This is a genomic window from Asticcacaulis currens (assembly GCF_028550395.1).
Classification (GTDB): Bacteria; Pseudomonadota; Alphaproteobacteria; order Caulobacterales; family Caulobacteraceae; genus Asticcacaulis; species Asticcacaulis currens.
Genome location: NZ_JAQQKW010000006.1, coordinates 256548 through 268994, shown reverse-complemented (window position 1 = coordinate 268994; position 12447 = coordinate 256548). Strand labels below are relative to the sequence as shown.

Annotated in this window: 12 protein-coding genes, 1 tRNA gene and 1 riboswitch; of the genes, 3 read left to right on the top strand and 10 right to left on the bottom strand. The window is 60.5% G+C overall.

Features of this window, described 5'->3' with window-relative positions; translation table 11 throughout:
• Window positions 1-364: 364 nt before the first annotated feature.
• From PQU94_RS12300 to lon, 3 genes are all read right to left on the bottom strand, one after another.
• Window positions 365-440: transfer RNA gene (locus PQU94_RS12300), tRNA-Val, on the bottom strand.
• Window positions 441-536: 96 nt separating this feature from the next.
• Window positions 537-815 carry an HU family DNA-binding protein gene (locus PQU94_RS12295; protein ID WP_013480260.1) on the bottom strand — a complete coding sequence of 93 codons (279 nt, stop codon included), beginning with the start codon at window positions 813-815 and terminating at the stop codon, window positions 537-539.
• Window positions 816-1078: 263 nt separating this feature from the next.
• Window positions 1079-3472, bottom strand: coding sequence for an endopeptidase La (gene lon / locus PQU94_RS12290; RefSeq protein WP_272741748.1), 2394 nt, complete (start codon window positions 3470-3472; stop codon window positions 1079-1081).
• A gap of 259 nt (window positions 3473-3731) precedes the next feature.
• A riboswitch (SAM-I-IV-variant riboswitch) is annotated at window positions 3732-3838 on the top strand.
• A 41-nt stretch (window positions 3839-3879) separates the two neighbouring features.
• Between lon and PQU94_RS12285 the strand changes: the two genes are divergently transcribed.
• The 3 genes from PQU94_RS12285 to PQU94_RS12275 all read left to right on the top strand — a co-directional run bounded on the left by PQU94_RS12285 (window position 3880) and on the right by PQU94_RS12275 (window position 6014).
• Window positions 3880-4944, top strand: a complete 1065-nt coding sequence (locus tag PQU94_RS12285) for a threonine aldolase family protein (protein ID WP_272741747.1) — start codon at window positions 3880-3882, stop codon at window positions 4942-4944.
• Between the two features lie 125 nt (window positions 4945-5069).
• The gene (locus PQU94_RS12280) at window positions 5070-5339 is read left to right on the top strand and encodes a hypothetical protein (RefSeq protein ID WP_272741746.1); all 270 of its coding nucleotides are present in this window, start codon (window positions 5070-5072) and stop codon (window positions 5337-5339) included.
• A gap of 171 nt (window positions 5340-5510) precedes the next feature.
• Window positions 5511-6014: a c-type cytochrome gene (locus tag PQU94_RS12275; RefSeq protein WP_272741745.1), complete on the top strand. Its 504-nt coding sequence runs from the start codon at window positions 5511-5513 to the stop codon at window positions 6012-6014.
• Between the two features lie 200 nt (window positions 6015-6214).
• Here the strand turns inward: PQU94_RS12275 and gmk are convergent, their stop codons facing one another.
• The 7 genes from gmk to fabD all read right to left on the bottom strand — a co-directional run bounded on the left by gmk (window position 6215) and on the right by fabD (window position 12297).
• Window positions 6215-6856: a guanylate kinase gene (gene gmk, locus PQU94_RS12270; RefSeq protein ID WP_272741744.1), complete on the bottom strand. Its 642-nt coding sequence runs from the start codon at window positions 6854-6856 to the stop codon at window positions 6215-6217.
• Window position 6857: 1 nt separating this feature from the next.
• Window positions 6858-7736 (bottom strand): YicC/YloC family endoribonuclease, encoded by an 879-nt coding sequence (locus tag PQU94_RS12265; RefSeq protein WP_272741743.1) that lies wholly within the window; start codon window positions 7734-7736, stop codon window positions 6858-6860.
• Entirely contained in the window at window positions 7733-8794 is a 1062-nt protein-coding gene (gene mltG / locus PQU94_RS12260) for an endolytic transglycosylase MltG (protein ID WP_272741742.1), read from the bottom strand. Before mltG ends, PQU94_RS12265 begins: the two co-directional genes overlap by 4 nt.
• Window position 8795: 1 nt before the next feature.
• Window positions 8796-10079 (bottom strand): beta-ketoacyl-ACP synthase II, encoded by a 1284-nt coding sequence (gene fabF / locus PQU94_RS12255; protein WP_272741741.1) that lies wholly within the window; start codon window positions 10077-10079, stop codon window positions 8796-8798.
• A 92-nt stretch (window positions 10080-10171) separates the two neighbouring features.
• Window positions 10172-10411, bottom strand: coding sequence for an acyl carrier protein (locus PQU94_RS12250; RefSeq protein WP_013480251.1), 240 nt, complete (start codon window positions 10409-10411; stop codon window positions 10172-10174).
• A 171-nt stretch (window positions 10412-10582) separates the two neighbouring features.
• Window positions 10583-11323, bottom strand: coding sequence for a 3-oxoacyl-[acyl-carrier-protein] reductase (gene fabG / locus PQU94_RS12245; RefSeq protein ID WP_272741740.1), 741 nt, complete (start codon window positions 11321-11323; stop codon window positions 10583-10585).
• Between the two features lie 29 nt (window positions 11324-11352).
• Window positions 11353-12297, bottom strand: coding sequence for an ACP S-malonyltransferase (gene fabD / locus PQU94_RS12240; protein ID WP_272741739.1), 945 nt, complete (start codon window positions 12295-12297; stop codon window positions 11353-11355).
• Between the last annotated feature and the right edge of the window lie 150 nt (window positions 12298-12447).

Sequence of the window (12447 nt, the reverse complement as noted above, 5' to 3'; positions counted from 1 at the left end):
GGGCACTTTCCATCGAACATAGAATGACCGTCCCCTGACGAACATCCCATGCTTTTGGCGGGATGATGCGCGCCTGTCATTTTCCGGCCGATCTGTATCGACCATCCCAGACGGTTTCGACGAACCGCGCATCGATGGTTTGGATGTCATTTTTGAAGATGATGTCGGCCGACGATCACCAAACAGTCTGACAGCCCTGCTTGGCACACTGGTGCTACAAAACGGGGCAACACTTTCGGATGCCTTAGTGTTTGATTCTACAGGGTAAAACGACTGTTCCGGGATCGTGTGGTGATACACATCGGGGCAACCCGGAGGCCCATTCTGTCGATTTTCGGTAAATACTTGATTTAATTCAGGTATTTGGTGGGCGATGACGGGATCGAACCGCCGACCTACTCGGTGTAAACGAGCCGCTCTGCCAGCTGAGCTAATCGCCCCTCCACAGGGGACCGGACATAAAAAACCGGAGGCCGGTCAATGCCAACCTCCGGTCCCGAAGTCAAGCCGTTTCGGCTTAAATTCTGTGAGTGGTATTAGCCGTTCAGGGCGTTCTTCAGGCCTTCGCCAACGCGGAAGCGCGCGGTGACGGAAGCCGGACGCGACACGGTTTCGCCGGTGCGCGGGTTACGGGCCGTGCCGGCTTCGCGCTTCACAGCGAGGAAGGTGCCGAAGCCGACGAGGCGGACTTCTTCACCCTTTTTCAGGGCGTCCACGACGGAGTCGGTGAAGGCGTCAACGGCCTTCTTGGCTTGTTCCTTGGTCAGGCCCGCCTGATCGGCAATGGCGGCCACGAGTTCAGCTTTGGTCGTCATAAGTTTCTCCCTGCCCGCCATGACGGGCATTTGTGTGAACCGTTCCCTGTCGGACTCAGCGAGTCGTCGGCGGGTGGACCCGATAGAGACTACAAAAACCCCGGCACGTCAAAAGCGAAATAGCACTTTTTGCACTGCAAACCGAGTTTTTTTAAGGACTTACACAAAAAAGAGCGAAATTTGAGGCGCTTAGCCTGCAAATTCCGCTCTTTATTTTCAACCCTTTTGGCATTTGCACGCCAAAATAGCACATCTCTCAGGTGTCAATGGGCCGTGAGACCATCTCCATCGTCCGCCACAGGCACGGCGGGAGGCGGAATCACCGGCTCCACCCATTCGATGGATTCGAGCGGTTTGGTCAGGGCGTGGGTCAGCACCTGCTCGACATGGCTGACCGGAATGATCTCCAGACCGGCCTTCACATTCTCCGGCAACTCCGCCAGGTCCTTCTCATTCTCCTTGGGGATCAGCACCGTCTTGACGCCCGAACGCAGGGCCGCCAGCAGCTTTTCCTTCAGGCCGCCGATGGCCAGCACGCGACCGCGCAGGGTGATTTCACCGGTCATGGCGATATCCTTGCGCACCGGAATGCCGGTCAGGACCGAAACCATGGCCGTGACCATGGCCACACCGGCAGAGGGGCCGTCCTTGGGGGTCGCGCCTTCGGGCACGTGCACGTGGACGTCGGTGCGTTCAAAGACCGGCGGCAGGATGCCGAACTTCGGCGCCAGTGCCTTGACGTAGGAATTGGCCGCCGAAACGGATTCCTTCATCACGTCCTTGAGGTTACCCGTGACCTTCATATTGCCCTTGCCGGGCATCTTGATGGCTTCGATGGTCAGGATGTCGCCGCCAAATTCCGTCCAGGCGAGGCCCGTGACGATACCGACCTGATCGGTCTCGTCGGTTTCGCCATAGTGGAATTTGCGCACGCCGGCATATTTGGCCAGACGCGCCTCATCCACCGTGATCGAGCTGACCTTTTCACGCGCCAGGTCACGGATGGTCTTGCGCGCCAGATTGCCCAGCTCGCGCTCCAGCGAGCGCACCCCCGCTTCACGGGTGTAATAGCGGATCAGGTCGCGGATGGCCTGTTCCGGCACGATCCATTCGTCGCCTTTCAGGCCGTGATCCTTGGCCAGAGACGGCAGGATGTGGCGCTTGGCGATTTCGACCTTTTCATCCTCGGTATAGCCGGGGATGCGGATGATCTCCATGCGGTCCAGCAGGGGCTGCGGCATGTTGAGCGAATTGGCCGTCGTCACGAACATGATCTTGGACAGGTCGTAATCGACCTCCAGATAATGGTCGTTAAAGGTCGAATTCTGCGCCGGATCCAGCACTTCGAGCAGGGCCGAAGCCGGGTCGCCGCGCCAGTCGGCACCCATCTTGTCGATTTCATCGAGCAGGAAGAAGGCATTGGTGGTCTTGGCCTTCTTCATCGACTGAATGATCTTACCCGGCATGGAGCCGATATAGGTGCGGCGGTGGCCCCGGATTTCCGATTCGTCGCGCACGCCGCCGAGGCTGATGCGCACGAATTCGCGGCCCGTCGCCTTGGCGATAGACTTGCCAAGCGAGGTCTTACCGACCCCCGGGGGCCCGACAAGGCACAGGATGGGGCCTTTCAGCGTGCCCATACGCGCCTGCACGGCCAGATGCTCAAGGATGCGTTCCTTGACCTTCTCAAGCCCGTAATGGTCGGCATCGAGCGTGTCTTCGGCCTTGCTGAGGTCGATGGGCTTGGGCTTCGACGCCCCCCAAGGAATGGCCAGCAACCAGTCGAGATAGTTGCGCACCACGGTCGATTCCGCCGACATGGGCGACATGTGACGCAGCTTGTTCAGCTCGGATGTCGCCTTGGCGCGGGCTTCCTTGCTGAGCTTGGTGGCCTTGATCTTCTTTTCGAGTTCGAGAATCTCGTCCTTGGCGTCGTCCTGCTCACCCAGTTCGCGCTGAATGGCCTTCATCTGCTCGTTCAGATAATATTCGCGCTGGGTCTTTTCCATCTGTCGCTTGACGCGCGAACGGATCTTCTTTTCGACCTGAAGGACGCTGATCTCGCCTTCCATCAGGGCATAGATCTGCTCCAGACGCTTGGCCACCGCCAGTTGCTCCAGAAGCTGCTGCTTTTCGCCGATCTTGATGACCAGATGCGCGGCAATCGAGTCGGCCAGCACGTCGGCTTCCGACACTTCGGCCAAGGCCTGAAGGGCTTCCGGCGGAATCTTCTTGTTCAGCTTGATGTAGTTTTCGAACTGGTCGGTGACGGCGCGCACCAGCGCTTCGAGGTCCGGCCCCTGCGTAACGGCGGGCTCCAGCGCGTAGGCCTCCGCCTCATAAAACTCGGTACGACCGGTAAAGCCCTTGATCTTGGCGCGCGACTTGCCCTCGACCAGCACCTTGACCGTGCCATCGGGCAATTTTAGCAATTGCAGCACATTGGCCAGCACGCCGATGTCATAGATGGCATCGGCTTCGGGATCATCGTCGCCGGAATTTTTCTGGGTGGCTAGCAGGATCTGCTTGTCGCCCTTCATCACCTCATCGAGCGCCTGCACGGATTTTTCACGTCCGACAAACAGCGGCACGACCATGTGCGGGAACACCACGATATCCCTCAAAGGCAATACGGGTATGGTCAGAACATCAAACATTACTTACTCCTGAGCCGGACAGCGCGCCTCGCCAAGGGCGTCCAACGACCACCCTGCGTAAAGAAAAAGGGCGCGTTCTCCGGATATATACGCGCAATGTCTGCGCAGGGGTTCACCATTCACCTTAGACGATTCCTCGGCTGAACCTAGGCTGAATGTGGGACTTTCCCACCCATATTCAAGGGAGGCCGGATCGGGCCCCGCCAGCGGTTTCCGCAGAAACTTTCGCTTGCGAAAGCGCTTATGAACGGTTATGGCGAAACGGCATCCAGAGTTAAGCGACGCGCTTAACGCCAACCTGCCCTTCCCGGCAAGGTGGCGTCCGGAAACGGAGATGCGGCCGAACCGGCAACCAACGGGACCTAGGCTCACGCGTCGCAAAACTCGTTCTATCTGAGAGACGCCCCATGCCGGATACCGCCCTGCCGCTGACCACCCTCGCCCCGCAGCAATTCGCCAGCGATAACTATGCGGGCATCTGCCCCGACGCGTGGAACGCCATGCACGAGGCCAATGCCGGCTCGGTGCCGGCCTATGGCGACGACCCCTGGACTCAGCGCGCCGCCGACGCCCTGCGCGACCTGTTCGAGCATGAGGCCGAGGTCTTCTTTGCCTTCAATGGCACGGCGGCCAATTCACTGGCCCTGGCCTCTCTGTGCCAGTCCTATCACAGCGTCATCTGCTCGGCCTCGGCCCACGTCGAGACCGACGAATGCGGTGCGCCGGAATTCTTCTCCAATGGTTCGAAGCTATTGGTGGCGGCCTCAACCGACGGCAAGCTGACGCCGGAGGCCATCCGCGCGCTGGCCACCAGCCGTTCCGACATCCACTTCCCCAAGCCGCGCGCCGTCACCATCACCCAACCCACCGAAACCGGCCTCGTCTATGCCATCGAGGAGGTAAAGGCCATTGCCGCCGTCTGCCGCGAACTGGGTCTGCGTCTGCATATGGACGGGGCGCGCTTTGCCAATGCCTGCGCGGCACTCAACTGTAGCCCGGCAGACATAACGTGGAAGGCCGGGGTCGATGTGTTGTGCTTCGGCGGCACCAAGAACGGTATGGGCGTCGGCGAGGCCATTTTGTTTTTTGATCGCGGCCTGGCGCAGGACTTCGACTATCGCTGCAAACAGGCCGGGCAACTGGCCTCCAAGATGCGTTTTCTGGCCGCGCCGTGGCTGGGTATGATCAAGGACGGGGCGTGGCTGAGAAACGGTCAGCACGCCAATGCCTGCGCCCGCCGCCTAGCCGAGAAAATTTCCGGTTTGCCGGAAATAGAGCCCATGTTTGCCGTGCAGGCCAATGCCGTCTTCCTCAAGGCGCCGGAGGCTGTTCTGGATGCCCTGCGCGCCAAAGGCTGGCGCTTCTATACCTTCATCGGTGGCGGGGCGCGATTCATGTTCGCCTGGGACGCCGACCCGGCGCGAGTGGATCAACTGGCCGCCGATATTCAAAAAGCGTCTGAAAACAAATAATCAGGTGCATTTTTCTGAGAGTCCACTTGCAGTTTTGACGGCCTCACCTGCGGCATTGCGCGCATTGATTATTTACCGGGCCGGGCGCATCCTGATCCTTCAACCACAAAGATGGGAGATGGATTATGCCCGGACTGGCCTACCGCTTTTTCGACAACAATACCGGTGAAGAGGTGTTCGCCTCGGACGATTTCGACTTCGCCGCCATGCCGACGGTCAATCACCTGATCCGCGACCCGGAGCTTGTGGCGCGCTACGGGGGACCGGCGGTCATCAATCGCATCGAGCAGGGCGAGGTGAACAAGGCGGGTTCTGTCGAATACCGCATTTTTATCGACGGTTCCGAGGAGCGTCTCAATTCTCAGGACATGGACGAGAATTACCGTCGCTCATAAGGTTTTTTCTGAAAGCTATTGATTTTACAATGGCCGTGCTCTTTGTCGGGTGCGGCCTTTTCGTATGCAGACGTCTGTCCTGCGGCAAGCCGCCGCAGGCCACAGGATCGTCCCCCCTCGCCAACGCCCACGGCGTCAGCTAAACCCATGGCTAAATCCATGGAGAGTTTGATGCGCGCATCTCTGTTTTTCGGTACCCTGACCCTTGCCCTGTGTCTGTCGGCGTGCGGCGACAAACCCGCAGAGACGGCAGGCGACAGCGGTTCAGCGCAAGCCAATCTGCCGGCGGTTGAGGGACCTTCACCGGCCGAGTTAGCAGCCAAACTCGCCACCCTGCCCGCCCCCTACAATACCGCCGATCTGAAGGCGGGTGAGAAGGCGTGGAACAAGTGCCGCTCGTGCCATACGCTGGTCGAAGGCGGGGCCAATATGGTCGGCCCCAACCTTTACGGCGTATTCGGTCGCAAGTCGGGCAGCAAGGCCGATTATCAGTACAGCGATGCGATGAAGGGCCACAACGCCGTGTGGGACTTTGCCACGCTTGATGACTATCTCACCCACCCGCAAAGCACCGTACCCGGCACCAAGATGGGGTTCATGGGTATCAAGGACGAGACGGAGCGCCACAATCTGATCGCCTATCTCAAGCTCGAAACCAGCCCGGCCCAAAAGTAAGTAAAAAAGCCCTCCGAACCGTTCGGAGGGCTTTATAGTTCCGGGGTGAAGGAGGCGAGACCCCTTCCTCTTTTGCGCTTAGAGCGAAATGTCTATGAGCGGAAACGCCATTTCGCTCTAAATTTTTGTTTTGTCGCGATTTTTTTGCGGAAAACCGCTCACACTTTTGGCTTCGCTTAACTTCGTTTCCGCACATCGCTCTAAAGCGGCTCGCTCATCAGTTCATCGACAAACGGGGCGATCCACAGGCCACGTGACCGGCGCGCCGTTTCTGAATGATAGATATGCACCAGTTCGGCATAGGACCGGTCGAAATCGTCATTCAGAATCACGTAGTCGTATTCGGCCCAGTGGGCGATCTCGCCCTTGGCCCGGCTGAGACGGCGCTGGATGACGTCGTCGGCGTCCTGTGCACGGGCATAGAGACGGCGCTTCAGTTCCTCCATCGACGGCGGCAGGATGAAGACGCGCACCACGTCTGAGGGGGCCTTGGCCGAGATGCGTTGTGCCCCCTGCCAGTCGATGTCGAACAACACGTTCTGGCCCTGAGACAGGGCTTTTTCCACCGGTTCGCGCGGCGAGCCATAGCGGTGGTCGTGCACCGCCGCCCATTCCAGCAGGGCGTCGTTTTTGACCAGATCGTCCATCTCGGCGTCGCTGATGAAGTGGTATTCGCGACCGTCCTTTTCACCGGGGCGCGGTGAGCGCGTGGTCACCGAAATGGATAGATCCAGATCGGCGTGATCGGCCATCAGGCGGCGGCACAGCGAGGTCTTGCCCGCGCCCGAAGGCGAGGAAACGATCAGCATGAGGCCGCGGCGAAGACGTTGGGAATTAGGCATATTACTCTACGTTTTGAACCTGTTCTCGGAACTGGTCGATAACCGACTTTAACTCCAGACCGACCTTGGTCAGGTCGCTGAAAGCGGCTTTCGAACAGAGGGTATTGGCTTCGCGCATGAATTCCTGCGACAGGAAGTCGAGCTTGCGCCCCTGCGACTGGCTGTCGCTGAGAAGCGTGTGCGCCGAGGCGATATGGGTGCGCAGACGATCCAGTTCCTCGCGCACATCGGCCTTGACGGCCATGACGGCCGCTTCCTGAAGGATGCGCTCCTGAAGGTCAGCATCGGGCAGTAGCTCATTCAGACGCCGGGTGAAGCGTTCGCGGATTACTTCGGTCTGCTGCGCCGCCAGCGCCTCGGCCCGATCCACAGCGTCGGTCATGGCGCTCAAGTGCTGGGTCAGCAGGTCATACAACGCCCGCCCCTCATCCTGACGCGCGGTCTTCAGATGCTCCAGCACCGCCCCCAGATCGGCCAGCAGAGGCGCTTCCAGCGCCGCGACGTCGGTATCCGTTTCCGCACTGGCCGCTTCAATGACGCCACGCAGGGACAGAAGCCCGTCCAGTGAGGGCATGGTCGCCTGACCGGCCTGCATCAGGCCCTGCCCCACTTCGAGATACTGGTTGAGGACAGCGTGATTGACGCTGTAGCCCGTCTGGACCTCGGTTGTCTGCACACTGAGAGTCAGCGACACCTGCCCGCGCTGGAAACGGTGCTTGACCAGATCGCGCGCCGCCCTCTCCACATAGTCGTAGCCCGAGGGCACGCGCGTCTTGAGATCCAGCGAGCGCCCGTTGACCGAGCGCACCTCATAGACCCAGGCGACAGTCCCATGATGGCCTTCTACCCGGCCAAAGCCGGTCATGCTCGACAGGGTCATTTACCGGTGTCCTTGGCAGGGCGGGCGGCCGCGATTCCCTTATCCTGTGCCTCGATCTGACGCCATTTGGCGACATTGATCAGGTGCTGCTCATAGGTTTCGGCGAAAACGTGACCGCCCGTGCCATCGGCGACGAAATAGACGTCTTTGGTGGGTGGCGGATTGAGCACGGCCTTCAGTGAGGCCTTACCCGGATTGGCGATCGGCGTAACAGGCAGACCGTCGATCAGATAGGTGTTCCACGGGCTGGGCGCATCCAGTTCAGAGCGTTTCAGACCACGCCCCAAAGGCTCGCCCTTGGACACCGCATAGACGACGGTCGGGTCCGATTGCAGGCGCATCCCGTTACGCAGGCGATTCACAAACACAGCCGCAACCTTCGGACGCTCATTGGCCAGACCCGTTTCCTTCTCGACCACAGAAGCAAGGATCAGGGCCTCTTCCTTAGTCTTCAGCGGCAAATCCTTTGCACGCCCGGCCCACAGTTCATCCAGCGTCTCACGCCCGGCGGCCAGCATCCGGTCCAGCACAGACTGACGGGTTTCACCGATTTCGTACTGATAGGTTTCGGGCAGGATCGAGCCTTCCGGCGGCACTTCGACATCGCCGGTCAGGCCCTGCGTCGCCATTAGTATCCGCACGGCCTGCGCCGAGGTGCGGCCTTCGGGGATGGTGATGAAGTGCTGCACCACACGGCCTTCAAGGATCTGATGCAGGACGCCGATCATCGACAGGCGCGATGGAAATTCATAGGTGCCGGCGCGCAGGGCGTTGTCGCGGCCATCCAGCTTGGCGGCGATGCGGAAAAAGGTCACCGAACGAATGACGCCCTGCTGTTTCAGCTTGCGCGCTATGGCATTGAGCCCCTGCCCGCGTTCGACCGTCACGGCGGTGACGTTTCCGGATTTCGCCGAAGGTCCGGGGCCGTAGGTGTTGGCAAAAACAAACAGTCCTGCCGCCAGAAGCAGCAGGACGATACCGGACATGAGGCCCGCCACCGGCGCCATCAGACGCCGGTTCTTGCGCCGCGGGGCTGGGCGGGCCTTCTGTTTCGCCATCTTAGTCCACTTTGCCGAGGATCAGGGCAGCATTGGTGCCGCCAAAGCCAAAGGAATTCGACAGAACCTTGTTAATCGTCATCGGCTTGGCCTTGTGCGGCACAAGGTCGATGGGCGTTTCATAGGCCGGATTGTCGAGATTGATGGTCGGCGGCGCGATCTGGTCGCGGATGGCCAGGGCGCAGAAGATGGCTTCGACCGCGCCCGCCCCACCGAGCAGGTGGCCGATCGCCGACTTGGTCGAGGACACCGTGCCCGTCGCCGCACGTTCACCCAGAAACTTCTCAATGGCCTTCAGCTCGATGCCGTCCGCCATGGTCGAGGTGCCGTGCGAATTGACGTAGTCGATTTCGGTCGGGTCGATACCCGCGTTTTTGGCCGCCGCGACCATGGCGCGGTAGCCGCCGTCGCCGTCTTCCGACGGCGCGGTAATGTGATAGGCGTCGCCCGACAGGCCGTAGCCCAGCACTTCGGCGTAGATCTTGGCGCCACGCGCCTTGGCGTGTTCGTATTCTTCCAGCACCACGATGCCCGCGCCTTCGCCCATGACGAAGCCGTCACGGTCCTTATCATAGGGGCGCGAGGCCTTGGTCGGCTGATCGTTGAAGGCCGTGCACAGGGCGCGGCAGGCGATGAAGCCCGCAATACCGATGGGTACGATGGCCGATTCGGCCCCGCCGGCGACCATGACGTCGGCATCGCCGCACTTGATCAGACGCGCCGCGTCACCGATGGCGTGCGCGCCAGTGGCGCAGGCGGTAACGACCGAATGGTTCGGGCCCTTGAGGCCGTGACGGATCGACACCTGACCGGAGGCCAGATTGATCAGCGAGGACGGGATAAAGAAGGGCGAAATGCGCTTCGGGCCCTTGGCCTGAAGCTCCAGCGCCGTGTCGGCGATAATGCCCAGACCGCCGATGCCCGATCCGATCATGACGCCGGTGCGCTCCTGATCTTCGGCGCTTTCGGGGTGCCAGTCGGCATCCTTGAGCGCTTCATCAGCCGCCGCGATGGCGTAGAGGATGAAGTCATCGACCTTGCGGCGTTCCTTGGGCGACAGGACCGTGGACGGATCGAAGGAGCCTTCGATGTCCGGACCGCCACCGCCCCGGCCATCGACCGTCGGGATTTCGCAGGCCACCGTGCAGGCATAGTCGGTGGTATCAAAAGCGGTAATGGTCCCCGCGCCCGATTGCCCATCCAGCAAACGCTTCCACGAAATATCCACACCCGCGCCCAGAGGCGACAAAAGACCCAAACCGGTGATGACGACGCGACGAACCATTTAAATCCTGTCCTGTTATGCAAATAGCAGAAGGGCGCGGCTTCGGTGCGGCACTGACCGTCGAAACCACGCCCTCAATCCGGCAATTCAGATTAAGCGGAGAGCTTTTCCTGAATGTAGTTGACGGCGTCGCCAACGGTCAGGATGTGCTCGGCCGAGTCATCAGGAATTTCGATGTCGAATTCTTCTTCGAAAGCCATAACCAGCTCAACGATGTCGAGGCTGTCGGCTTCCAGATCGTCGATGAAGCTCGCCTTTTCCGTGACCTTATCCGGATCGGCGTCCAGATGATCAATCACAATCTTGCGAACACGTTCAAGAACTTCAGACATATCAGGCCCTCTAACAGGTTATATAAACACGACCCAAAGCGGCTTATGGCTTTGCAGGGGCCGGGTATCGGAATCTAAGCCAACTGCCTTTTATGCACACACTGTGCAGGTTTCAAGCCATTTTCAGTGCGCGAAAAGCCAGTCTTTCACAACAAAGACGTGATGACGGGATTAAATCATCACCATGCCGCCGTTGACGTGCAGGGTTTGGCCCGTCACGTAACCGGCTTCATTGCTGGCAAGATAGACGGCGGCGGCGGCAATATCGGTACCCTCGCCCAGCGCCCCTGCCGGGATTTTCGACAGGATGCCGTCGCGCTGCTGCTCATTGAGGACATCGGTCATCGGCGAGGCGATAAAGCCCGGCGCGATGCAGTTGACGGTGATATTGCGCGATGCCACTTCCTGCGCCAGCGCCTTGGAAAAGCCGATCATGCCTGCCTTCGAGGCAGCATAGTTGGTCTGCCCCGGATTGCCCATGACGCCCACCACCGAGGTAATACCGATGATGCGGCCGTGGCGACGCTTCATCATCCCCTTCACGGCGGCGCGCGACAGGCGGAAGTAAGATTCGAGATTGACCTTGATCACCGCTTCCCAGTCCTCATCCTTCATGCGCAGGATCAGGCCGTCCTTGGTAATGCCGGCGTTGGCGACAAGGATGTCGAGCGGTGAGCCCGCCGCCGCCTCGGCCTTGGCAATCAGGCCATCGACCTCTGCCGCGTCCGACAGGTTGCAGGCAGCGACAAACGCCCCTTCGCCCAGTTCGGCGGCCAGATCGTTGAGGACGGCTTCGCGCGTGCCGGACAGCACGACCTTTGCCCCTTGGTTATGCAGGGCACGGGCAATCTGCGCCCCCAGCCCGCCGGTGGCCCCGGTCACAAGCGCCGTCTTGCCGGTCAGTTCAAACATAGGTGTCTCCTGTAAGAAGGAAGAGGAAATCAGAGGCTTTTGGCAAACGCTTCAAAGTCCGCCGCGCCGTTCAGCGCCACGGCTTCGGAGTCGGGGGCCAGACGCTTGATCATGCCGCTCAGCACCTTGCCCGCGCCAAGCTCGGCAAACTGCGTCACGCCGCCGTCCTGCGCCAGCCACTGCACCGACTCGCGCCAGCGCACGCGTCCCGTCACCTGCTCGATCAGCAGCGGCGCGAACTGTGCCTTGTCGCCGACGGGCTGGGCTGTGACATTGGCCACCAGCACAGACTTCGGATCATGGAAGGTGGTTTTGGACAGGGCGGCAGCCATTTCTTCAGCGGCCGGCTGCATCAGCGGGCTGTGGAAGGGGGCGGAGACGTTGAGCAACATGGCCTTGGCGCCCAGTTCCTTGGCCTTTTCAACGGCCAGATCGACCGCTGCCTTTTCACCGGAAATCACCACCTGCCCGGCATTATTGTCATTGGCCACGACGACTATACCCGCCGCACGCCCGGCTTCGCAGGCGGCCTCGGCCAGGGCCAGATCGGCCTTCGCCCCGATCAGGGCCGCCATAGCCCCCTGCCCCACCGGTACGGCGCGCTGCATGGCCTGACCGCGCAGTTTCAGCAGCTTCGCCGCGTCCGAAAGCGTCAGCACCTCCATCGCCGCCAGGGCCGAATATTCGCCGAGAGAGTGACCGGCGCAGAAAGCCGCCTTCGCCACATCGACGCCGAAATCGGCCTTCAGCACGCGCACAACGGCCAGCGAAACGGCCATCAGGGCGGGCTGCGCATTTTCTGTCAGGGTCAGGTCGGCTTCCGGCCCTTCGCGCATCAGCTTCAGAAGATCCTGCCCCAACACCTCGTTGACTTCGCCGAAGACCTCACGGGCGGCCACGAAATTATCGAACAGCTCGCTCCCCATGCCGACGCTCTGAGAGCCCTGTCCCGGAAAAACGAATGCCAAAGTCATGTAATGCCTTGTCCCGACCAGTTGATTTGAGCGGCATGGGTTAGGGCAATCCGTCCGCAAGGGCAAGGGGTTTACGCCGGTCTGCCCCGTGCAACATCCTGCACCTCCCCATCGAAAACGGTTGTAGATTGCCGCAACCCGTCGTAAACC